This is a genomic window from Arthrobacter sp. GW822-FHT05G07, assembly GCF_058799755.1.
In genome coordinates this window covers 216,187-239,127 of sequence record NZ_JBXALT010000001.1, presented here as the reverse complement: position 1 = coordinate 239,127, position 22,941 = coordinate 216,187, and the positions used below count along the sequence as shown (strand labels likewise).

The window sequence follows — 22,941 nt, the reverse complement described above, 5'->3', positions numbered from 1 at the left end:
GTACGACGACGGCCGGCACCTTTCGTGCGAAAGGTACCGGCCGTCGTCGTGCTTTGGGTATTAGACCAGAAGTCAGGCCTTGTGCGCGGGAGACGTCATGGTGGTGACGTCAAGGGCCTTGTCGAGGTCGGCCTCGGTAACCTTGCCTTCGCCCTCGCCGACGAAGCCGAGCTTCTCGGTGGCTTGGCGGATGGTCAGGCCTTCCTTGACGGCGATCTTTGCGATCTTGGCGGCATTCTCGTAACCAATGAACTTGTTCAGCGGCGTCACGATGGACGGGGAAGCCTCGGCCAGGAAGCGGGCGCGCTCCACATTGGCGGTGATGCCGTCGATCATCTTGTCGGCCATGACACGGCTGGTGTTGGCCAGCAGGCGGATGGACTCGAGGAGGTTGGCAGCCATGACGGGGATGCCAACGTTGAGTTCGAACGCGCCGTTGGTGCCGGACCAGGCGATGGCGGTGTCGTTGCCGATGACCTGGGCGCAGACCATGATGGACGCTTCGCAGATGACCGGGTTGACCTTGCCCGGCATGATCGAGGAGCCCGGCTGAAGGTCCGGAATGGCAATTTCGCCGAGGCCCGTGTTGGGGCCGGATCCCATCCAGCGGAGGTCGTTGTTGATCTTCATGAAGGAGATCGCGATGTTGCGCAGCTGGCTGGAACCTTCGATGAGGCCGTCGCGGTTTGCCTGTGCCTCGAAGTGGTCGCGCGCCTCTGTCAGCGGCAGGCCGGTGTCAGCTGCCAGCAGTTCGATGACGCGCTCCGGGAAACCGGCCGGGGTGTTGATGCCGGTGCCCACGGCGGTGCCGCCCAGGGGAACTTCGGCAACGCGGGGGAGTGCTGCGTTGATTCGCTCGATGCCGTAGCGGACCTGTGCAGCGTAACCGCCGAACTCCTGGCCGAGCATTACCGGGGTGGCGTCCATGAGGTGGGTACGTCCGGACTTGACGACGTCCTTGAACTCCACGGCCTTCCGGTCCAGGGAAGCTGCAAGGTACTCCAGCGCCGGGATCAGGTCGTTGATCAGGGCCGAGGTGGCGGCAACGTGCACGGAGGTCGGGAACACATCGTTGGAAGACTGCGAAGCGTTCACATGGTCGTTCGGGTGGACAACTTTGTCGCTCCCGGCGGCCGCGAGGGCGCGCGATGCAAGCTCGGCGATGACCTCGTTGGTGTTCATGTTGGAAGAAGTGCCCGAGCCGGTCTGGAAAACGTCAATCGGGAAGTCGCCGTCGTACTTACCGGTGGCAACCTCATCGGCAGCGGCGGCGATAGCCTCGGCGAGCTCACCATCGAGCACCCCCAGTTCGGCGTTCGCCAGTGCGGCGGCCTTCTTCACGCGGGCCAGGGCCTCAATGTGTGTGCGCTCAAGCGTCTTGCCGGAGATCGGGAAGTTCTCCACAGCACGCTGCGTCTGGGCGCGGTACAGGGCGTTCACGGGGACGCGAACTTCGCCCATCGTGTCATGTTCAATACGGAACTCAGTGGTGGAAGTCATGGGGCTAGCTTATGGCGATTGGACGCCTCACAGAAAACCCGGCGGAGAGTGCTACGTGCTCCGGCGCTGAGGCCGGAGCACGGCTTCCTAGAGCTTGCCGATCCCGGAAACGAGGGCCGCGCGGCCCTCATCGAGTTTGTACGACAGGCCGATGACGGCAACGCGGCCGTCGTCGATGGCGTCGGAAATCACACGCGAGCTGTCAGCAAGACGGGCGGCCGTCTGCTTGACGTGCTCCACCACCATGTCGTTGACGTCTTCCTGGCTGTTGCGCTTGGCCGTCAGGACGGAGGGAGTGATGCGCTCCACGAGGTCGCGGATGAAACCCGGAGGCATTTCACCCGTTTCCACGGCGGCCTTGGTGGCCTTCACGGCACCACAGCTGTCATGGCCGAGGATGACAATCAGCGGAACCCGGAGTTCGCTGATGCTGTACTCGAGGGAACCCAGAACCGCGTCGTCAATGACCTGTCCGGCGGTGCGCACCACGAAGGCGTCACCGAGGCCCAGGTCAAAAATGATTTCTGCAGCGAGCCGTGAATCCGAGCATCCGAAGATCACGGCAAAAGGATTCTGATTCTCAATGAGTGAAGATCGTCGCGAAGCATCCTGGTTGGGGTGCAGGGATTCGCCGGAAACAAAACGTTCGTTGCCTTCGCGGAGACGGCGCCACGCCAAGGCTGGAGTCAGGTAAGTAGGCACGAGCCTTACTTTACGACGCGCACACGGCAGTCTGTGAAACTGTTGCGCCTCATAAGTCGGAGAACCGGAGTCAGGCGGACGGCTGCGCGGAAGGAGACGCAGTAGCCGGTGCGCTTGCAGGTGGAGCCTGCTCTGCGGACTTAACCACCGCAGCCGCCAGCGTTGCGAACTCATCCAGGTTTGCGGTGCCGCTCAGGATGAGGGTGGTACCCCGGTACTCCAAGACCATGGCGCGCTTTTCCTTGCCGGAGTCCCTCAGCTCCCATTCCTGGCCGCCCGCGCTGCGGGTGCCGGTGACAGGAAGGTTCTCCGTCTGCTGCAGAACCCACGTGGCGTTCGCCTGGTTGGTCTGGGTGAGGCCAATGAAGTTTTCCTTGGGAGTCAGGAAACCGATCTCCCACGTAGGAACCCCGCTTCCGGTACCGGACTCCCAGCGCGCGTAGTTGGGCTTGAATGTGTCGCCCGTATCCGGGGTGACCGGTGTGAATCCTGCCACACCTGTGGCATTGCGGGCGATGGCCGCTACATCAACATCGGGCCTGAAACCCTCACCTTTGGGAGCCGGGTTCATCAAAACGATGGGGAGGAAAGCCAGCACACAGACAAGCAGCGCAATGACCATGCCGATGACCGAAGCGTTGGCCCGCTTGGCGGCTTTCGCCGCGATGACGGGTTTGTAGGGGGCATCCGGGGCTGCCTGGGCATCGTTTTGCTTGGCCGCTGCAGCGTCAGATTGGTTCTCCGCTGCGGGCTTGTCCTGCGTTTCACTCACCCCTCCATGATCCCTTATCCCAGCGGGGAACACACATCCGGCAACCTCACCGCCGGTATAGCGGCGCGTGGTCATCCAACGACTCACTGACCACGCGGCGACTATGATCGTTGATAGAGGAACCCCGGGTTGCCCCGTGCAACCATGTCCGGTCCCGTGAATCGTCACTCGAAGAAGAGGTTCAAGTGTCTCCTGCACCAATGACCCAGCAGTATTCCACGATTTCGCCGTCGCTCGCCGTCGGCATCGACGAACCCGACCGCAACCTTGCGCTTGAACTCGTCCGTGTCACCGAAGCCGCGGCAATTGCCGGTGGCCACTGGGTAGGTTTCGGCGACAAAAACAAGGCAGACGGCGCCGCCGTCGACGCCATGCGTTCGTTCCTTCACACCGTCCACTTCAACGGCGTTGTGGTCATCGGTGAAGGCGAAAAAGATGAAGCCCCCATGCTGTTCAACGGCGAGCAGGTTGGTGACGGCACCGGTCCCGAGTGCGACGTCGCCGTCGACCCCATCGACGGAACCCGCCTGACCGCTCTCGGCATCAACAACGCCCTCGCAGTTCTGGCAGTTGCTGAGCGCGGATCCATGTTCGACCCCTCCGCCGTGTTCTACATGGAGAAGCTCGTCACCGGCCCCGAAGCCGCCGACATGGTGGACCTGCGCCTGCCCGTCAAGCAAAACCTGCACCTCATCGCCAAGGCCAAGGGCGTCAAGGTCAACCAGCTCAACGTCATGATCCTGGACCGCGACCGCCACCGTCCGCTCGTGGAAGAAATCCGCGAAGCCGGTGCCCGCACCAAGTTCATCATGGACGGCGACGTGGCCGGCGCCATCGCAGCAGCACGCTCCGGCACCGGCGTTGACGCCCTCATGGGCATCGGCGGCACGCCGGAAGGCATCGTTGCAGCCTGTGCCATCAAGTCGCTCGGCGGTGTCATCCAAGGCCGCCTGTGGCCGACGTCGGACGAAGAGAAGCAGAAGGCCATCGACGCCGGACACGACCTCGACCGCGTCCTGTCCACCAACGACCTCGTCACCTCCGACAACTGCTACTTCGCAGCAACCGGTATCACCGACGGCGATCTTCTCCACGGCGTGCGCTACCAGAAGGACCGCGTCATGACGCAGTCCATCGTGATGCGCTCCAAGTCCGGCACGGTCCGCTTCGTAGAGGCCGAGCACCACGCATCCAAATGGGAGACATACGCGCGCAAGCCGTAACCACCCCATTGCTGTCGCGTCTTTGACGCGAAAAGCGCCCTATCGCTCTGCGGCTATCTCCTCGTACCTCGTCGATTTGATGCCGCTGACGCGAGAGGGCGCTTTTCGCTGTCCGGATGCGATGGTGCCGCGGTCTTCCGGCTTCGCGCTGTTGTGGGGTGGGTAGGGCAGAGCGCGAGGTGTGCCTTCACCACCAACTTTGATTTGGAAACCCTGCCGACATGCCTTGATGCACGGCGTGTCAGAGTGCCCCCGGCTCAAAGTGGGTGGTGGAGGTACAGGTGGATCGCGGGAAAAGGCTTAGCGCAGTTTGTCGCGGAGTTTCCGTGCCAGTTGGTATGCACCGTAGCGGAGCTTGTTGACCGGCAGGTCCCATGTGCCAGGGTAGGAGACTTCGCGGCCTCCGAATGACTTCTTAAATGCGGTGAAGCCCGCCCATTTGTGGTCCGGCTGGTCTTCGGGTGCCACGCCCCAGAGGTCCACGTGTTTGAGTCCCTTTTCCTTGGCGTCAGCCATCAAGGTCACCAGGAGGGGGATTCCTGCACTGAGTCTTCGGTGGGTGTCATCCAAGGCTGCGTGGGCGTACACGCGGGTATCAGCAGAGTCATAGGCGAAGGCAGCAGCGATCGGTTCGCCCTCAAGCTCCGCAATAAACAGTGTTCCAGCACCGTTGGGCAGGAGCGAGGCGGCCACCTGGGTAAGGTACTCGTCGCTTTGGGGCTTGAAGCCGTTCCGGGCAGCTGTCAGGTGGAGGAAATGCAGGAGCACCGAGATATCGGCGGGATCCTGGGAGGCGCGGAATGTCACGCCCTTCTTATGGATGTTCCGGTAGAGGTTCCTGTTGGTCGGTTTCATACCGGCCAGGACATCCTTGAAGTCACCCTCGAGATCAACGATCCAGCTGAGCTCCGGCTGCTGGTTGACCGGCGCCGGCTGCAAGCCGCGGGCACGAAGGAGAGCATCGGCGTCGGACGCTGTAAACCCTGCCGCAGCGGGCTCCATCCGCACGAACACCGCATGCTGGTCCTTGGCCAGCCTCACCAGGGCCGCAGTGGCGGCGTCGAAAGCTTCCACGGACTCCGCCACGGGGCCGTAGGGGGCGTAAATCACCTTGCCGGCAGGGTTCTTCTCCTCAATGGCGAGGAAACTCCAACCGGGCCCGGATTGCTCATGGACACGGCGTCCCAGGGAACGCTGGACAGCCGCCCATGCGGGCGTTTGCAGGAAAAACTCCATGGATCAGTTCCCCAGACCGGTGGTCACTGCAAAGGCAACACTCGTGTCCGTGGCGCCTTGCACGGGGTGGACGTTCACGGGTGCCTCGATGTCGGGGATGAACGCGGCGGCACCCCGTTGCAAGCGGAGGTCGCTCTTGGGAGAGTCCAGCATCACCGAACCGGACACCACTACGACGACGGCAGGCCCGTTTTGTGCCAGCGGCACCGGCTCGGCGCCCGGGGCAAGCTCAATGCGCTGGAGCTGGAATTCCCTAAACGGCGGGCGGTACAGTTCCTGCCCGAATTCCGTCCCGCTGGCCTCGACGCGCGGCACACCCAGTGCTTCGAAGCGCACAGTCTTCAGCAGCTCCGGGACGTCCACGTACTTGGGCGTGAGCCCCCCGCGGAGCACATTGTCCGAGGACGCCATGACCTCCACGCCCAATCCATGGAGGTAGGCGTGGATGTTGCCGGCAGGCAGGTAAACCACGTCGCCGGGCTCCAAGGACAGGTGGTTGAGAAGGAGGGAAATGAGGACGCCCGGATCTCCGGGGAAGGCCTCGTTGATGTCCAGCATCGCGGTGAGGGCTTCGCGGTGCGGCTCCAACGGTGCGCCCGCGGATAGGACCGCAACTACCTCATGGATCACGTCGGAGACGTCGCTGCCACCCTGGATCAGCCGGCTGAAGGCAGCCTTCAGGGCTGCGGACTCATCGGGCTGGCTGAGGTCTGTGATGACACCGTTAATGACATCGGGAGCATCGACTGCTGCCGAATCAAGGACATGGGCCAGGTGCTCAAAAATGTCCTTGGACGCAGCCGGCGAACGGAAACCGCACAGTGCCTTGAACGGAGTCAGGGCGAAAATCATTTCCGGTTTGTGGTTGTCATCGCGGTAGTTGCGGTCCGCGGCATCGGCCGGGATCCCGGCTGCATTCTCCCGTGCGAATCCTTCCCGTGCCTGGTCCAGGCTGGGGTGCACTTGCAAGGACAACGGCTGCTCGGCGGCCAGGAGCTTGGTGAGGAACGGCAGCCGTGCTCCGAACTCGGCGATGCTTTCCGAACCCAGGCAGCGCAGGGGATCGGAGGCGATCAAGGCATCCAGTGGCTGAGTAACCCCATTGGGATGGATGGCTGTGGAGGGAGAGTCCGGGTGGGCTCCGATCCACATTTCGGCTTCGGGCCCACCTGATGCCGGACGACCCAGCAACCCGGCGATCGCCGTCGTCGAACCCCACGCATAGGGTCGCAAAACATTCTCAATCTGATACACGAAAGAAAGTCCTTATCGTTGCGCTGAACGTGGGGTGGGCGGAAGGCAGCTTACAGCGGGGCGCACTGTCCGTTGGTGGCCACGAGGTCACGGATACCTTGCTCATCGCCTTGGGCCTTGAGGCCATTCAGCAACTCGATGGTGATCGGGGTGCCGTCGGGCGTGGTGGTCACAGGTGTGAAATCGGCCGACGGCGACGGCAGCTGACCCGCGGGAACGGATCCGGCAACCGGGCCAGCGGCCATGACCGCTCCGGCAGCGGCTCCATCGTACGAAACGACGGCGTCACTCGCCTTGGGGGTGTTGGACGACGCCAGGACTTCCTGGACCTTGGAATGGATCACGTCAAAGTCAGGAACCGTGGAGAAGGACGCGTCAAAGTCCGGAGGCCCGATGGTGAGGCGTTTGATGGGCTGGTTCTTGGACTTCAAGGCGAGGTCCACAAAGCTGCCCAGCTGGTTGGACGAGATATTGGAGTCGACCACCTTGGTGCCGGCGTTGGCGATGTCCTCAAACTTGGTGAGGAGGGTGGCAGGATCCAGCTGCTTGAGCATGGCCTGCTGGACGCACTGCTGACGTGCGATCCGGGCGTAGTCATCCACGAATTCGCGGGAACGTCCGTACCAAAGGGCTTGGAAGCCGTTCAAGTGCTGGTCGCCGGCCGCGATCCAGCCATCCGGCATCCCGTGAATTCCGTTGGCCTCGTCAGTGACGGGACCACTGATGGGTACCCAGCCGCCGGCCTTGATGCGGATCCCGCCCATGGCATCGATGAGTTTGGCGAAACCGTCCATGTCAACCAGGACATATGCCTGGACGGTGATGCCCAACGTGCCGGACACGGCTTCGAGCGTGGCCTGCGCGCCGGGATCGGCAACCCCTGGGTAGAGGTTCTGGTAGTTGTTGGTGACCTCGGTGTTGACGGCGTTGATGAGGCACTCGTCGCCGCAGTTGTAGCCGTCCGGATAGACCTCGCGCATCGGCGAGCCCTCGCTGAACTGCGCGTTTTGAAGGTTGCGGGGGACGGAGATGATGGCGCTCTCACCCGTTTTCGCGTCGACGCTGATGACCGACAGGCTGTCCGGGCGACGGCCTGTCCTGTCGTCTCCGGCGTCGCCGCCCATCATGAGGAAGTTGTACCGGCCGTCCACAGGATCTATGGCGGGGCCGGCATTGAAGATGCTGCCGATCGCATTGCGGCTCACGTTCAGGACGTAGGCGAGATAGCCCAGCGATCCGCTGGCAAGGACAGTGGTTACCGCCAGGACGACAGCGATGATGGGCCGCATTCCCGGTGCCAGGAGTGCGGGCCTGATGATTCTCAGGGTATTGAGGAACAGGAAGGCCCAGCCCAAGGCCAACGCCACAAGGATGACGATGATGAACAACGAGCCCACAGGGTGGGTGACAATGCTGAGCAGCATTGTCCGGTTCACCAAGGCTATGAACAGCGTGAGGAGGGCAAGAGCCCATACCGTGATGGTGACCCGCAAGGCGATGCGGCCAAGTTTGCGGTCCCCGGCAACGATTTGTGCGCTGCCGGGAACGAAAAGGGTGAGGAGGACCAGCACGAAGGCGCGTTTGGTCCGCACCGGAGCGCTTGCACCGGTCGGATAGCGGACGGGATCAGTCAGGGCGGAACCGGGCTGACTCGGAGTCTTGTGCATGGTCATCAACCGCTGCCTTCCTAGCGGGAGCTCCGGGCAGAGGCGTTGGCGGGAGAGAAGACCTCTTCCACTTTGTGGCGCAGGTTTTCGCCCTTCTTGGTGGCCACGTCGTTCAGCTCCTGGGCGAAGGTGAGGAGGTCAGCGCGAAGCTTCGAAGCGAGGTCGTCGGTTCCCGAAGCGAGGATGCGAACGGCAAGGAGTCCCGCGTTGCGGGCGCCTGCGATGGACACAGTGGCCACGGGAACGCCGGCAGGCATTTGCACGATGGACAGCAGGGAGTCCATGCCGTCCAATGTTTTCAGGGGGACCGGGACGCCGATGACGGGAAGGGGCGTGACGGAAGCCAACATGCCGGGAAGGTGGGCTGCGCCGCCCGCTCCGGCAATGATGACGCGGAGCCCGCGTTCGTGGGCCGTCTGGCCGTAGCGGATCATCTCAGTGGGCATGCGGTGCGCTGAAACGACGTCCGCCTCAAAGGGGATGCCGAACTCGGCCAAGGCGTCCGCGGCGGCCTCCATGACCGGCCAATCGGAATCCGAACCCATCACGAGCCCAACGAGCGGGGCTGTTGTTGTCGAAGTCATGCAGTCTCCTCAAGGGTGGTCTGCTCCGGCTTGCGGCCGTCGCGGATGATGTTGGCCACGGCGGTGGCGCGCTGACGGACGGAGTCCACGTCCGAAACCGAACTGCCAACGAGGTTCACGTGGCCGATTTTGCGGCCCGGACGGACGGACTTGCCGTAGGAGTGGACCTTGGCCGCGGGTTCGAAGGCCAACGCCATGGGGAAGGCTTTGAAGAGATCCTGGTTGTCGCCGCCCAGGAAGTTCTTCATGACCACCACCGGGGCCAAAGCATCGGTGGCGCCCAGCGGGAGGTCCAAGACGGCGCGCAGGTGCTGCTCGAACTGGCTGGTGATGGAGCCGTCCTGTGTCCAGTGACCGGTGTTGTGCGGGCGCATGGCAAGTTCGTTGATGAGGAAGCCCACTCCGACTCCCGGAGTTTCGAACAGCTCTGCGGCCATGACGCCGGTGACGCCGAGTTCGTTGGCGATACGCAGCGCGGCCTCTTCGGCGGCGGCAGCCACTTCAACAGAAATGTTTTGGGCAGGTGCGATCACTTCGTCGCAAACTCCGTCCACCTGGATGGTGTGGACAACCGGCCAGGCACGGGATTCGCCACTGGGACTGCGCGCAACCAGGGCGGAAAGTTCGCGGCTGAAGTCCACCTTGGCTTCGGCCAGCAGGGGGCTCATGGCCTGGAACCAGTCGGCGGTTTCCAGGGCGTCGTCCGCGGAATCAACCATCCTGACTCCCTTGCCGTCGTAGCCGCCGCGGGGCGTCTTCAAGACGACGGGCCAGCCGATCCTCTCGCCAAAAGCCACGAGCTCGTCAACGGTGTTGACCGCTGACCATTCCGGGTTCGGGAGTCCCAAGCGGTCAATGGCAGCCCTCATCACCAGCTTGTCCTGGGCGTTCACCAAGGCATCGGGGCCTGGCTGGACGTTGACGCCGGCATCGAGCAGGGCCTGCAGGTGTTGCGTGGGAACGTGTTCGTGATCAAAGGTCATGACGTCCAGGCCCTTGGAGAACTCCAGAAGAGCGTCCAAGTCCTTGTAGTCGCCGATAGGCGCAGTGGCCACTGCTGCCACGGCAGAAACGTCCTCACCCTCGGCCAAAACACGCAGTTCGAAGCCCAGGGCGGTAGCGGGCGGAGCCATCATTCGTGCGAGCTGGCCGCCGCCAACAACGCCAATTACTGGAAAAGTCACAAGGTTCAGCCTACCGAACCGGCAGCGGGATCACTGATTCTGCCGCTCTTTCGAAGCCATTTACAGGAGGAGAAGTCGCCTGCCAACAGGTGAACCGGGTGCAGTATCGGCGTTCTCACAGCCTTTTACGAGGCGACGCTTGGAAATCGGCGCTAAAATGGCTTTGGCCCATCGGCCCATTTTTCAACGGCCATGGAGGGTCATGATCACCACACTTGCAGATCGCATCCGCGGACTTGCCTCGCTTTTTTGGCGCGAGGTGGCCAAATTCGGCGCCGTCGGCGGTGTTGCCTTTGTCATTGACTCGGCTGTCTTTATTTGGCTCTTTTCGGGCCCGATGCACGGCAGCGAAGTCTGGGCGAAGGCTATTGCGACGATCGTGGCAAGTGTGTTCTCGTGGGTTGCCAACCGGTTCTGGACGTTCCGTCACCGCAAGCAAGCCAATGTGGTTCGTGAAGCAGTGTTGTTTGGCGTCATGAACGTCATCGGGCTCCTGATTGCCTCCGGATGCGTGTGGTTCGCCAAATACATTTTGGAGCTGAATGACAAGCCGTCGCTGTTCATCGCGGGGAGCGTAGTCGGCCTGGTCCTGGGCACCATCTTCCGCTTCTTCGCCTACCGATTCTGGGTCTTCAACGAAGAGCTGGATGCCGAGCCCGAGTTCTCTCACGACCATGAGCTTCTGGACCTCCACCACAAGCCCAAGGGTCCAAGCGAAGCCGGCGCTGCAGGCCCGGCAACCGGCGAGGTTCCGTCCATCAAGAACGTCTGACAGTAAACCCCGCAGGCTAGGAACGGCTGACGCGCTCGTTGTCCAGCAGGTGCTCGGTCACGTCGAGGTCCGGATGTACCAAGACCACGGAGCCGTCTTCTTTCCAGGCGCCCAAGGATGCTGCCAGGCATGACTCCAGGCCGTCGGCCGCGCGTACCAGCAGGCGGACACCTGTGTCCTGCGCGGCAGCAAAGCCGTCAATGAGTTCTTCATGGGTGAGGCCTGCAGTCCCGCGCACAGCGGGCAAGCTCGCTTCGGGTTCGTTGTGTGCCATGAAGACGTCGCCGTGGGAGCGGACTTCAGCCGCGTAGTCCACGACGCCGGGAGGCAGCTCCCCGGGCCAGCGCATCGCAAGTGCCGCCAGCGGCACCGCAACGATCGCGCCGAAGCCGGCCCCGGCGCCGTCGTCGGGCTTGTCCGTCGCCAGGAGATCCGCAGAGGTGTCGTCAAAGACCACCTCCATTCCCAGTTGCCACGCAGCCAGGGCCCACACGAAGGATTTCCAGTGCGCCGGGAGGTCCAGCCTGATGGACGTTCCAGGCTCGGCGTCCAGTTCGTCCTGCAACAGGTTGCTGGTCTTGGCTACCCAGTTATCCAGGACGCGACCTGAGAGCTCAACACGCTCGGAGTCGGGGCCGTACCAAGTGAGTCGTGGTGACGTTGAATGACCGGATCGCAGGGCTGTCATCAGGTTCGCTGCCGGGATGCTCATGCGTCAATCTTGCCACGGTGGTTCCTTGACGTCCTTGGGCTTAGCGCCGCAATTGTGAAATGCAACACACTCAGTATTTCCAATCGTTGGGGTGCGTGCCTTGTCCGGGACGAATTTCCGCGGGAATTCAGTGAAAGTTCACCCGAACCGATTCAAGGCTTCCATTTGCCGGCACGACACGCGGCGACCAGAGGCAAAATGTTGGGCGTGGCGCATCCCACGTTTCCACAGGTTCTTGATTATTATCCCGGCGCGGCTTGACTGGCGGGTAGTTACACGCGTGTAATTAGTAATCAACGCCGCTGCACAGAAACCCGGAACGCCACCGGGAATCGGAAACACATCCAAGCAGCAGCTGCAAAATCAGGAGGGACGCCATGGGGCAAGCGTTGCGTATCCAGGAAGATGCAGTCGTCGCAGAACATGCGTCGGTGAAATACCGTTCGCGGGAAGTACCGGGGGATTGGTACGTAGACCCGGCGGACCCGGAAGCGGCAGACCGATATAACCAGAATGTGCAGCAGTCTTTGGAGGATCAGGCAACTGCCCTCCTGGCCGCACATGAGGCATTGATCGGTGACCTGCCCGCTGGGCCGGACGAAGATCTTGACGACCCTCCCATGGAGCTGCGTCGTCCGCTTGAAACTCCGGGGCAACCCGTGTGGATCGGCCTGCCCCAGGGGGACTTCGACGACGAAGGCGAACTCGGCTGGCAGACTGACGCACTCTGCGCACAGACTGATCCCGAGGCTTTCTTCCCCGAAAAGGGTGGATCCACACGGGACGCCAAGAAGGTCTGCGGGGCGTGCAACGTCCGCTCGCAGTGCTTGGAATACGCTCTTGCCAATGACGAGCGGTTCGGAATTTGGGGCGGACTCTCTGAGCGGGAACGTCGTCGGCTAAGGAAGCGAGCGGTCTAATTCTCAAGGAAGTGCACGTTACCGCCGTCGTGGTTTCCCACGACGGCGGCAACTATCTGCCCAGGACACTGGCGGCACTGACGGACCAGACGCGTTCGGCAGATGCCGCCATTGGCATTGATACAGGTTCCACGGATAACTCGCTGGAGTTGCTTCGCGAGGCCCTCGGCCAGCGCAACGTCACCTCGTTCCAGCACGCGAAGTCAGGTTTCGGGGCAGCTGTTCACGCTGGCCTCCAAGAGCTCGCGCCCACCGCCGGCAGCGACGCCAGGGAAGCAGACGCCGTCCAATGGATCTGGCTCCTTCATGACGACGCCGCGCCTGCGCCTGATGCCTTGGCGGAGCTTCTCCATGCGGTGGAACGCGCCCCCTCGGTTACTGTGGCGGGCTGCAAGCAGCTCGGCTGGGACAACGAGCGGCACCTGGTGGATGTGGGACTTTCAACGAGCCGCTGGGCCGAACGCCTCACCTTGATCGACGCCGACGAAGTGGATCAGGGGCAATACGATGCCCGCAGCGACACTTTCGCCGTGAACTCAGCAGGAATGTTGATCCGCCGCGACGTCTGGGAGCTGCTGCAGGGCTTTGACCCCGCCTTGCCCGGAAGCGGCGATGACGTTGACTTCTGCTGGCGCAACTGGCTTGCGGGCAACCGCGTAGTGGTAGTCCCCAGTGCGCGCATGTTCCATGTGGAGCACCGCCCACATGGTTTGGGCACCTCCTCTGCGGCACGTAGAGCCCAGATCCATCTGCGGCTCAAGCACACGCCTTGGTGGAACGTGCCGTTCCAAGCCATGGGCGCCTTGTTCGGTGCGGTTATCCGCCTGGTGTTGAGCATCCTGGTCAAAGAACCGGGATACGGCATCTCGCAGTTCACCGCCACCATCGCCGCGCTCGTCCGCCCCATGGCCATCGCCAGGGGCCGCCGCGTTGCGGCGAGGACGCGACGCGTGCACAGGTCGGTTGTCCGTGGCCTGCAGACGCCCACGCGGGAGGTGCGTGCCAACAGGCGATCGTTGTTGGAAGCGATCCGCCCGGCCGACGAAACCCCGGCCGTCTCCGACCTTTTAGCCCCGGAACCCAGCGGGGATGCTTCGGACGACTTCGCAGCGCTGGCCACCAACGAACGTGGCTGGGTGGGTACAGGTGCCGTCGCGGCCGCGCTGATCGCCTTGGCCGCAGCACTCGTGGGACTGCTGGGGCTGCTCCGCTCAGGCACCGTTGCCGGTGGTGGGCTTATCCCTCTTTCGGCGTCACCGGGAGATATCTGGGCCAATGCGTCAACTTGGTGGATCTCCTTGGGCGCAGGCCTGCCCGGACACGGCGACCCGTTCGGCTATGTGCTGTGGCTGCTCTCCCTCTTTGGAGGCGGCGACGGCAACGCCGCGATGGTGTGGCTGCTGATACTTGCAATGCCCCTGTCCGCCCTGGGCGCATGGTTCGCTGCGGGCGCGCTCACTACAAAACGCCGGTTCCGGATTGCGGCCGCCTTGGCGTGGACCGGTGCTCCCGCACTCCTGATCGCGATCAACGAGGGCCGTGCCGGCGCCGTCGTGGCGCACGTGATGATGCCGTTGCTGCTCTTGGCGCTGTTGCGCGCCTCGGGATCGGCCGTCGCCCAAGGGCCCGCCTTCACCGGAACCCAACGCAGCCGCCGTCCGGCCCCGATAGTAGGCAAGCCGGGCATCAACGGAACACCATCGTGGACTGCTGCAGCTGCCGCAGGTCTTGCCATGGCCGTAGTCACCGCCTCTGCGCCGTCGTTGTTGGGTCCCATCGTCGTTGCGGTGATCCTGGCCGCGGTGGTCCTCGGGCAGCGTGGCAAAACACTGTGGTGGGCGCTGCTGCCAACGGTCGCGTTGTTCCTGCCCTACGTAATATCCGTTCTGGACAGGCCGCGCTCGTTGCTCGCCGATCCCGGATTGCCGTTGACGTTTGAGGCAGCGCCGTTGTGGCAGCAGCTTCTCGGCCAGCCGCTGGCCTTCGATATCGACGGCGGCTTGACCGGTTTGGCGTTCTTCGGTCCTGGCGCTGTGCCTTGGGCCCTGTTGCTGGCTCTGCTCGTCATCGCACCAGTCCTGATCCTTGCCGTTGCTGCGTTGTTCCTGCCGGGAAAGCGCGCGGGGCTGGCCCGGGTGTTCTGGTTGGTTGCTTTGGCTACCCTTGCCAGCGGTTGGCTGGTGGGTCATGTGGCTACAGGCGTCAACAACAACGTGATTGTGGGACCATTCACAGGCCCGGCCGTATCGGCGGCGGGCATATTGCTGCTGGGCGCTGCCATTCTCGGAGCCGAGAAGCTTTTCGCTGCACCGCGAAGGACACCGCAAGCATCACGGCGTCACCTTCCAGTGCGGCGCATTTCTTCGACCGTGGCCATTACGCTGCTGGTCGTGGGCCCTCTTGCAGGAATGACCGCATGGGCTGCCCAGAATGTTCTTCAGCCCACGCCGACTGCCGGCGCCATTGCGGCGCCCAAGGCTGCCGAACAGGTGCCGTCCCTTGGGGCCAGCCGCCAAGTATGGCCGGTGGACGCGGGCACGTTGCCGGCCACCGCCGTCGACCGTGGCCAGGGACCCGAACGAACGCGAACGCTGGTCATCACCAGTGGTGAGCACGGCGCCTACTCCACTTCGCTAATGCGTGGAGCCGGGACCACGCTGGACAGCTTGTCCACCATTGCCTCGGCGCGGACCATCATTGGTGCACCTGGACGCGAGGAAATTGCGGCCGATGACGCTGCCACTGCCTCCCTCCGCAGGGCCGTGGCCACCATCGTGGCGGGCACGGGCGTTGACCCCCGCGCGGACCTTGAACAACTCGGCGCCGGCTTCGTGGTCCTCAAGGCTGCGGACAACGCCGCGCAGCTGACGGCCAGCAGGATCGACGCCGTCCCCGGACTCGTGGCTGTCGGCCAGACCGACGCCGGGTGGCTGTGGCGTGTGACGCCGCGGAACCAGCCAGCGGCTACTGCCGCCGACACTACCCACCGGGTACGCATCGTGGACTCCCAAGGCGCTCTCATGAGTGCCCTGCCATCCGAAGATGTGTCCGTGGATGCCACTGTGCCATCGGGCGAGGAGGGCCGGAAGGTGGTCCTGGCCGAACGGTCCGATCCCGGCTGGAGCGCCTGGATGAATGGCCGCCAACTGCAGGCCACAACATCCGGATGGTCACAGGCCTTTGAGCTACCGGCCAGCGGCGGCGACCTTGAAATCCGCTACAACAACCCTTGGGCCCTGTGGTTCGGAATTCTGCAGGCTGTGGTGATTGGATTGACGGTCCTGTTGGCCGTTCCGATGCCCGCACGCCGCAGCCGAACCGGCATGTCGAGGGACGAAGTGTCCCTCCGTAAGGAGTACAGCAGTGTCTGAGGACCAGAAAAACGTGTCCGGCGACACGCGGGGTTCCACGTCCCGGAGCTCCGCCACGCGGGGTTCCACATCCCGGAGCTCCAACAAGGGAATCATCACCGGCGTGCTGTCAGCAGTGGTCATCCTTGCGGCAGGCGGAGGCGCAGTGGCGGCGACGTCCATGGTGCCCGAACCTTCCGGCGGGACCACCATGGACATCCGCCAGGCTGATGTACCCGCGGGCCGAGCCCTGGGTGTCTGTCCCGAACCAGCGAGGCTTGTGAATGGAACCGTGGTGGGAACCGACGCGGACTTCAGCCCGGTGTCCACCACTGCTGCCAGTGCCCTGAACGCTGTGGTGCTCAGCAACCCGGCCGGAACGGTGCCCGGGAGTAACGTGACATCTCTGGATGGCGAGACGGTGGCCGAGATCGCCAAAGCTCCTGCCACCACGCCGACGCCTACAGTTGGGCCGCCAGTACTGGCGGCCGGTGTGGCGTCCATCAGCCCCGTGAATTCTCCGGCAGTGGTGGGCGCCGAGGCCCTTGGAAACGAACAAGCATCCTTGGCTGCCAACCTTAGCTACTCAGCCTCGGACGGCGATCTCCGTGGCCTCGCGTCAACCCAATGCCAGGCACCGGGCAACGACGCATGGCTCTTGGGAGCCAATACTGCCGTGGGTCGGACAGCTGTCCTGAACGTGAGCAACGCCTCCGAGACGCCGGCCACGGTAAACCTTGACCTGTATGGACACGAAGGGCAGATCCAGGCTCCCGGAGCCCGCGGTCTCTTGGTGGCTCCCGGAACCACCCGCTCGGTGAACCTCGCTGGACTCGCACCGGGTGAATCGCAACTCGCAGTGCACGTGCGCAGCACGGGCGGCCCGGTTGCCTCCACCATCCAGCAGAGCGTGTTGCGTGGAGTCGCTCCAGGTGGTGTGGAGTACCTTTCGCCGGGTACGGGGCCGTCCAACCTGCAGGTGATGTCCGGAGTGGACATCCAGGACCCGGCGGCCATCAAGGCGCTGGCCGGCAAGTCAGGCTTCGCGGACGCCGTACCGGCTCTCCAGATCGCAGTACCCGGATCCACCGACGCCGTTGTGCAAGTAAGCCTTTATGGCGCCAACGGTGAACGCAAGATTCCCAATGGGGGAGTGGTGACGGTCAAAGGCGGAACTGTGGCCACCCTTAACCTTGACGGTGTTCCGGCCGGCAGTTATACCGTCAGCGCCAGCTCCGATGTTTCGTTCCTGGCATCAACCAGGCTGACCCGCGGCGCCAAAGCGGAGGAGCCAACGGACTTCGCCTGGTCACCGTCATCGGCCCGTCTCGGCAGCCAGCACCTGGTGGCCGTTCCCCGGGACGGCCAGCGATCCTTGAGCTTTGGTGTCCCCGAGGGGCGCGGCACTGTCACTTACGCTCCGGTGACCGCCGACGGAAAAGTCGGCAAGGCCGTCGACGTGGACATGTCCGGCGGGACCACCTCCCTGATCGAGCTTCCGGACAAGTCCGGCGGTTCGGCTGTGGCGGGCTACGTGGTGTCCGCTTCCGGCGATCCGGTGTACGGCGCCTTGGTACTAGGAAGGCAAGGACGGACAGACGTCTCAGTCGTGGCGATTCAGGACGCGGCGGCGGGACTTGAGAAGGTCCCCGTTTCGGTGGGCTACTAGCGACGTTATTGGTATCGACGCCGGTAGACCGGATCCAGCGTCTCCGGCGGCACGCCGAGCATCTCTGCGGTGTACTCCACCACGACGTCATGGACCAGGTCCTGCAGTTCCTCGCGCGTGGAAGCGCCCTGCTCAACCACTCGACGGTAAACGGTGATCATGGGTGCCTCGCCGCGGCCACCGGGCGTATAGGACCCCATGGGGGCAGTGTTTCCCGTAGCGACGAGTTGCTCAAGGTTGGGTGGAATTTCGTCCACCGCAAAGAGGACGCCGTCCAGCTGTTTGCCCCACATGTCCTGGAGCCGCTCCGCGGAGTCCAGCACCATGTCGTCGAAGCGCTCTGAGCGGGTGCGGAAGCCGGGAAGGTTGGGGAGCATCAGTTCTCCGCGCAGTCCCCGTCCGTGCCGGTTACGCCGGCGTCGCCGGAAACCCCGCGCTTCCGAACCGGCGTGTTCCTCGGACTGATCGCCATCGGCGTCAGTCCACCGGATAGTGAACCCGGGAACATGTGGCTGTGACTGCATATATCGACTTTAGTCCCGAGGAACCGTCAACGCGACCTCATGGCCCGGAGCGCGCCGCGTCGGTTGTTACTGCAGGGAGTTAGCGGGGCGCGGGCGGGCAATGCGCAATGTGCGTGCAGAATGGCGCTAATCTGGGATGTTGTGGGTGCCATTCGTCAATGTTCAAGATCAGCCTGCCGCCAGTCCGCGGTGGCCACTTTGACGTACGTGTACGCAGAGTCCACCGCAGTCCTGGGTCCTCTGGCCACGTACGCGGAACCGCATGCGTACGATCTTTGCTCGCAACACGCAGAGTCCCTCACGGTTCCGCGTGGATGGGAAGTCCTGCGCCTGGCTATGCCCACCACACCGCAGGAGCCCGGCCCGGATGATTTGCTGGCGCTTGCCAACGCGGTCCGGGAGGCGGCTTCGGCCCCCAGTGAAACCCCGGCCCGGCACAGCCACCCCCACATGGAACCGCCCGCTGGTACCGAAGGCACCCGCCGAGGACATTTGCGTATCCTCCGCGAACCGTCCTAGCCGGGCCGTTGCAGCGGCACCATGCTTGGGCCTCGGACGCAATTCGTCGTTCGCATCAAAACAGGATCTCCCTGCGCGGTAGTCTGGAATCTGCAGATATATCCGCCAGCGGCGCCTAGCCGGCGCCATCCAGGGAGCATCATTCATGCCAAAGGTCAGTCCTGAACTGTTGTCCATCCTGCGCTGCCCCGTGACGGGTTCACCGCTGGTCCAAGAGGGCGATGAGTTGGTTTCCACCGATGCCGCTGCGGACGGCGAAAAGCTCCGCTACTCCATTGAGGACGGCATCCCGCTGCTCCTGCCTCCTGAACTGCTGGCCGCAGCCAACGCGGCAACCTCGGGCCAGCACGATTCCAAGGCCTGACACGCTTTCTTTCATCAATTCCGCACGGTACCCCTAAGGACTTCCATGACTTTCGACTTCAAAGTGGCTGATATCACTCTTGCGGAGGCCGGCCGCCACCAGATCCGCCTCGCCGAGCACGAAATGCCGGGCCTCATGTCGCTCCGGGCAGAGTTCGGTGCCTCGCAGCCCCTCAAGGGTGCGCGCATCGCCGGGTCCCTGCACATGACGGTCCAAACTGCAGTGCTCATCGAAACCCTCACTGCCTTGGGCGCGGAAGTTCGATGGGCTTCCTGCAACATCTTCTCCACCCAGGACGAAGCCGCTGCCGCCGTCGTCGTCGGCAAGGGCACTCCGGAGAACCCGCTGGGTGTTCCGGTTTTCGCCTGGAAGGGCGAAACCCTTGAGGAATACTGGTGGACTGCTGAGCAGATTCTCACGTGGCCTGGTGCGGACACCAACCCGGAGTTGGGTCCCAACATGATTCTCGACGACGGCGGCGACGCCACGCTGCTGCTGCACAAGGGCGTGGAATTCGAAGCCGCAGGCGCCGTGCCCACCGCCACCGAGGATGATCCGGAGGAGTACGTCCTCATCCTGGATCTCCTTCGCAGGACCCTTGCCGCGGATCCGCAGAAGTGGACCCGCCTGGCCGCCCGCATCGAAGGGGTCACCGAGGAAACCACCACCGGCGTGCACCGTCTGTACCAGCTGGCGGAACAGGGCAAGCTGCTGTTCCCGGCCATCAACGTCAACGACTCCGTCACCAAGAGCAAGTTCGACAACAAGTACGGCATCCGCCACTCCCTGCCGGACGGCATCAATAGGGCCACGGACGTCCTCATGGGCGGCAAGGTGGCCGTCGTCTGTGGTTATGGCGACGTCGGCAAGGGCGCGGCTGAGGCGCTGCGGGGCCAGGGCTCGCGTGTCATCGTCACGGAGATCGACCCCATCTGTGCTCTGCAGGCCGCGATGGACGGTTATCAGGTTGCCAAGCTGGAGACAGTACTCGCCCAGGGTGACATCTTCATCACCACCACGGGCAACAAGGACGTCATCATGGCCGAGCACATGCTGGGCATGAAGAACAAGGCGATCGTTGGAAACATTGGCCACTTCGACAATGAGATCGACATCGCCGGGCTTGCCAAAATTGCGGGCGTCAAGAAGGTTGAGATCAAGCCGCAGGTCCACGAGTGGGTCTTCGAGGCCGGCACCGCTTCCGAACGGTCCATCATTGTGCTGTCCGAGGGCAGGTTGCTCAACCTGGGCAACGCCACCGGCCACCCGTCGTTCGTGATGAGCAACTCTTTCGCCAACCAGACCATCGCGCAGATCGAGCTCTGGACCAAGAAGGACCAGCCCGCCGGTGAGCGCGAGTATCAGAAGCAGGTTTACGTCCTGCCCAAGATCCTGGACGAGAAGGTTGCACGCCTTCACTTGGATGCTCTGGGTGTGGAGCTCACGGAACTGAGCAAGGACCAGGCGGACTACCTCGACCTGGATGTCGCGGGGCCGTACAAGCCAGAGCATTACCGCTACTAGGCTGCACTAGTACCGAGCCGGGCCCGCATCGGCGGTACCCAAATCGATGGTGAAAGGCCGGACACGCGACCAGCGTGTCCGGCCTTTCCGCTAGAATTGGGTGTTCGGTAACGCTTGCGGGGGACAGAATGACGGGAACCATGACGGAAGTCGCCAAACGGAAAAAGGGCAAGATCCTTGCCATCATGGGAGTCTGCGCAGCTATTGTGGTGGGCGGAATTGGCGTCGTCACGGTGCCCGGGCTGCTTGCAGGTTTCACGCAGGACGCCGCTGTAGCGCCGTCGCCCACTCCCACCGTGGAAGCCAAACCCGTAGAGCTCGGTATCACCCCGCTCGATGGCGCTGTGGAATGGAACCCTGTTGTTGGTCCCCAGATCAAAGCAATCAACGGCAAGCTGAAGGACGTTGTGCTGGCGCCGGTTAGCGGCGGGGCACCTGTGCAAGGCCAGACCAGCCCCGATGGCAGCACCTGGACCACCCTGGAAGTCCTGAAGTTCAAAACCCAATACAGCTACTCCTTCACCGTGGTTGATACTGCGGGGAAAGAGACCAGGAAGTCACAGACCTTCACCACGGTTTCCGCGGCATACGAGGCCGACGCGTCCATCTACCCCCGCAACGGCACCACGGCCGGCTCCGGGCAGCCCATTGAAATTAACTTCAGTGAGCCCGTTGTGGACAAGGCGGCAATGGAAAAGCGCGTCGCCATCACCGTTTCCTCCGGCCAGCCCGTGGCATGGCACTGGTACTCGGACAAGAAGGCCAGGATCCGGCCGGAGGCTTTCTGGGTGTCCGGTACCACCGTCACCGTAGACATGAAGCTTTTGGGCGTGGACTTCGGGAACAACATGATCGGCAACGCCGACGTAGTCTCAACGTTCACCACCGGACCCCAGCGTGTGGCCGTGGTGGACGACATCACCAAGACAATGAACGTGTACTTCGATGGCCAGCTGGTTCACACTGCCCCCGTATCCCTGGGTGGGGAGGACTGGCTTTCGCCTACCGGGTACGCGGTGATCATGGAGCAAGAACGCCACTCCAACTTCAACGCCGGGACCATTGGCCTGAAGCCGGGCGACAAAGGCTACTACCCGCCCCTGGTGGTGGAATACGCCAACCGGCTGACGTGGTCCGGCGTGTACGTCCACCAAGCTCTTGAAGCGGCATGGAGCTCCATTGGAGTGGCCAACGTCTCGCACGGCTGTGTGGGCCTGCTGCCGGCGGATGCTGCATGGTTCTTCAACAACATGAAGACCGGTGACGTGGTCCAGGTCCTCAACACTGGCGCACCGGCAGTTGAACCGCTGGAGGGCTTCGGCGACTGGAACATTCCCTGGGCGAGCTACGCTCAGCGGTAGTCCCGCAGTTACGATTGTTGCAGTGATTATTTCCTGCGCGCTTTGACCCAACTTTTCAGCGCTGACGTCTCGTCGGTCCTGCTCTTTGTGCTGCCCTCCACGGTGATTCCGGGTGTCCCTCACGGGAACCCGTTCACGGGTTCCCCGGCTTCTTCCACCGGACCCTTTTTCATCACCTGGAGCACGCATGACCACTTCACCTACACTCAGCCCAGACTGCGGCAACTGCTTTGCCCTGTGCTGCACCGCGCTCGGATTTTCCCGCTCGGCTGACTTCGCCATCGACAAACCTGCTGCTACGCCGTGCCCGAATATGGCCGGCGACTTTTCCTGTACCATTCACCAACGCTTACGGCCCCGGGGCTTCCGCGGTTGCACAGTGTTTGATTGTTTCGGTGCCGGCCAACTGGTGTCACAACACACTTTCGCCGGTACCAGCTGGACTCAGGACCCTTCATCCAAGTCCTCGATGTTCGCCGTGTTCAAAGTAGTCAGGCAACTTCATGAGATGCTCTGGTACCTCGCAGAAGCCCGGCAACGAACGTTCGATCCGGACCTGGCGACCGCTGCGGACAACCTGTCCGAGTACATAACAGCCACCGCCCACGGTGATGCATCCACGGTCCTGGCCGCCGACGTCGAAACACTTCACGGCGAGGTCCGGACACTCTTGATGGAGGTTAGTGAGGAACTGCGAGCCTCCTACGGCGCCGAGGACAAGCAAACGCTCGACGGCGGCCTCCACCCGGGTGCCGACGCTAAGCCGGGCGGCGCTGATCTGATGGGCGCCAACCTCGCGAACCAAAGCCACTGCGGATCAGACCTCCGCGGTGCATACCTGATCGGAGCCAATCTGAGGAAGTCCGACCTCACGGCCGTCGACCTCCTGGGAGCGGATCTGCGTGGAGCGCAACTCCACGGAGCCGATCTCTCCGGGGCGCTCTACCTGACCCAACCGCAGATCAACGCCGCCGAAGGGGACCGCAACACCCTCCTACCCCCACGACTCACAAGACCGGCTCACTGGTGACTTCGACTGGTGCGGCGGTCGCCAGCCGTCCGGCAGCGTGCGTCTAAGCGAAGAATGAGCGAGCACGCCGAGGA

At 63.2% G+C, this 22,941-nt stretch carries 20 protein-coding genes; 10 read left to right on the top strand and 10 right to left on the bottom strand.

Annotation, left to right across the window (positions count from 1 at the left end; translation table 11 throughout):
- Positions 1 to 72: 72 nt before the first annotated feature.
- The 3 genes from AC1RJY_RS00985 to AC1RJY_RS00975 form a co-directional block, all read right to left on the bottom strand.
- Entirely contained in the window at positions 73 to 1,500 is a 1,428-nt protein-coding gene (locus AC1RJY_RS00985; protein WP_498600967.1) for a class II fumarate hydratase, read from the bottom strand.
- A gap of 87 nt (positions 1,501 to 1,587) precedes the next feature.
- Positions 1,588 to 2,202, bottom strand: coding sequence for a carbonic anhydrase (locus tag AC1RJY_RS00980; protein WP_011774029.1), 615 nt, complete (start codon positions 2,200 to 2,202; stop codon positions 1,588 to 1,590).
- A 70-nt stretch (positions 2,203 to 2,272) separates the two neighbouring features.
- Positions 2,273 to 2,974, bottom strand: a complete 702-nt coding sequence (locus AC1RJY_RS00975; RefSeq protein WP_238324547.1) for a DUF4245 domain-containing protein — start codon at positions 2,972 to 2,974, stop codon at positions 2,273 to 2,275.
- 200 nt (positions 2,975 to 3,174) lie between these two features.
- Here AC1RJY_RS00975 and glpX point away from each other — a divergent pair, with 200 nt between their 5' ends.
- Positions 3,175 to 4,197: a class II fructose-bisphosphatase gene (glpX, locus tag AC1RJY_RS00970; protein WP_011774031.1), complete on the top strand. Its 1,023-nt coding sequence runs from the start codon at positions 3,175 to 3,177 to the stop codon at positions 4,195 to 4,197.
- Positions 4,198 to 4,497: 300 nt separating this feature from the next.
- Here glpX and AC1RJY_RS00965 read toward each other — a convergent pair whose 3' ends face one another.
- Genes AC1RJY_RS00965 through AC1RJY_RS00945 form a run of 5 tightly spaced genes read right to left on the bottom strand, consistent with a single transcriptional unit; the run spans position 4,498 to position 10,122 of the window.
- The gene (locus AC1RJY_RS00965) at positions 4,498 to 5,433 is read right to left on the bottom strand and encodes a lipid II:glycine glycyltransferase FemX (RefSeq protein ID WP_498600966.1); all 936 of its coding nucleotides are present in this window, start codon (positions 5,431 to 5,433) and stop codon (positions 4,498 to 4,500) included.
- Positions 5,434 to 5,436: 3 nt separating this feature from the next.
- The gene (manA, locus tag AC1RJY_RS00960; protein ID WP_498600965.1) at positions 5,437 to 6,687 is read right to left on the bottom strand and encodes a mannose-6-phosphate isomerase, class I; all 1,251 of its coding nucleotides are present in this window, start codon (positions 6,685 to 6,687) and stop codon (positions 5,437 to 5,439) included.
- A gap of 50 nt (positions 6,688 to 6,737) precedes the next feature.
- Entirely contained in the window at positions 6,738 to 8,360 is a 1,623-nt protein-coding gene (locus AC1RJY_RS00955; protein WP_014921114.1) for an LCP family protein, read from the bottom strand.
- A gap of 14 nt (positions 8,361 to 8,374) precedes the next feature.
- Positions 8,375 to 8,938 (bottom strand): 5-(carboxyamino)imidazole ribonucleotide mutase, encoded by a 564-nt coding sequence (purE, locus tag AC1RJY_RS00950; RefSeq protein WP_011774035.1) that lies wholly within the window; start codon positions 8,936 to 8,938, stop codon positions 8,375 to 8,377.
- Positions 8,935 to 10,122 carry a 5-(carboxyamino)imidazole ribonucleotide synthase gene (locus AC1RJY_RS00945; protein ID WP_014921115.1) on the bottom strand — a complete coding sequence of 396 codons (1,188 nt, stop codon included), beginning with the start codon at positions 10,120 to 10,122 and terminating at the stop codon, positions 8,935 to 8,937. Before AC1RJY_RS00945 ends, purE begins: the two co-directional genes overlap by 4 nt.
- Positions 10,123 to 10,324: 202 nt before the next feature.
- Here AC1RJY_RS00945 and AC1RJY_RS00940 point away from each other — a divergent pair, with 202 nt between their 5' ends.
- Positions 10,325 to 10,894 (top strand): GtrA family protein, encoded by a 570-nt coding sequence (locus AC1RJY_RS00940; RefSeq protein WP_011774037.1) that lies wholly within the window; start codon positions 10,325 to 10,327, stop codon positions 10,892 to 10,894.
- Between the two features lie 16 nt (positions 10,895 to 10,910).
- On the opposite strand, the gene AC1RJY_RS00935 is transcribed toward AC1RJY_RS00940, so the two are convergent.
- Positions 10,911 to 11,606 (bottom strand): TIGR03089 family protein, encoded by a 696-nt coding sequence (locus tag AC1RJY_RS00935; RefSeq protein ID WP_498600962.1) that lies wholly within the window; start codon positions 11,604 to 11,606, stop codon positions 10,911 to 10,913.
- A gap of 377 nt (positions 11,607 to 11,983) precedes the next feature.
- Here AC1RJY_RS00935 and AC1RJY_RS00930 point away from each other — a divergent pair, with 377 nt between their 5' ends.
- From AC1RJY_RS00930 to AC1RJY_RS00920, 3 genes are read left to right on the top strand one after another with little or no spacing between them, the layout of a single operon-like run.
- Positions 11,984 to 12,526 (top strand): WhiB family transcriptional regulator, encoded by a 543-nt coding sequence (locus AC1RJY_RS00930; protein ID WP_014921116.1) that lies wholly within the window; start codon positions 11,984 to 11,986, stop codon positions 12,524 to 12,526.
- Between the two features lie 11 nt (positions 12,527 to 12,537).
- The gene (locus AC1RJY_RS00925; protein WP_498600960.1) at positions 12,538 to 15,897 is read left to right on the top strand and encodes a glycosyltransferase family 2 protein; all 3,360 of its coding nucleotides are present in this window, start codon (positions 12,538 to 12,540) and stop codon (positions 15,895 to 15,897) included.
- Complete coding sequence (locus AC1RJY_RS00920; RefSeq protein WP_498600958.1) at positions 15,890 to 17,545, top strand: DUF5719 family protein; 1,656 nt, start codon at positions 15,890 to 15,892, stop codon at positions 17,543 to 17,545. The genes AC1RJY_RS00925 and AC1RJY_RS00920 overlap by 8 nt, the downstream gene beginning before the upstream one ends.
- A 5-nt stretch (positions 17,546 to 17,550) precedes the next feature.
- Here AC1RJY_RS00920 and AC1RJY_RS00915 read toward each other — a convergent pair whose 3' ends face one another.
- The gene (locus AC1RJY_RS00915) at positions 17,551 to 18,069 is read right to left on the bottom strand and encodes a metallopeptidase family protein (protein ID WP_011774042.1); all 519 of its coding nucleotides are present in this window, start codon (positions 18,067 to 18,069) and stop codon (positions 17,551 to 17,553) included.
- Between the two features lie 120 nt (positions 18,070 to 18,189).
- On the opposite strand from AC1RJY_RS00915, the gene AC1RJY_RS00910 reads away from it, so the two are divergent.
- The 5 genes from AC1RJY_RS00910 to AC1RJY_RS00890 all read left to right on the top strand — a co-directional run bounded on the left by AC1RJY_RS00910 (position 18,190) and on the right by AC1RJY_RS00890 (position 22,867).
- Positions 18,190 to 18,588: a DUF3499 domain-containing protein gene (locus AC1RJY_RS00910; protein WP_011774043.1), complete on the top strand. Its 399-nt coding sequence runs from the start codon at positions 18,190 to 18,192 to the stop codon at positions 18,586 to 18,588.
- 145 nt (positions 18,589 to 18,733) lie between these two features.
- The gene (locus tag AC1RJY_RS00905) at positions 18,734 to 18,952 is read left to right on the top strand and encodes a Trm112 family protein (protein WP_011774044.1); all 219 of its coding nucleotides are present in this window, start codon (positions 18,734 to 18,736) and stop codon (positions 18,950 to 18,952) included.
- A 45-nt stretch (positions 18,953 to 18,997) separates the two neighbouring features.
- On the top strand, positions 18,998 to 20,476 hold the full coding sequence (gene ahcY / locus AC1RJY_RS00900) for an adenosylhomocysteinase (RefSeq protein ID WP_011774045.1): 1,479 nt from the start codon (positions 18,998 to 19,000) through the stop codon (positions 20,474 to 20,476).
- A gap of 140 nt (positions 20,477 to 20,616) precedes the next feature.
- Entirely contained in the window at positions 20,617 to 21,837 is a 1,221-nt protein-coding gene (locus AC1RJY_RS00895) for a L,D-transpeptidase (RefSeq protein WP_238324555.1), read from the top strand.
- 187 nt (positions 21,838 to 22,024) lie between these two features.
- Entirely contained in the window at positions 22,025 to 22,867 is an 843-nt protein-coding gene (locus AC1RJY_RS00890) for a pentapeptide repeat-containing protein (protein WP_498600956.1), read from the top strand.
- The last annotated feature ends 74 nt before the right edge of the window (positions 22,868 to 22,941 follow it).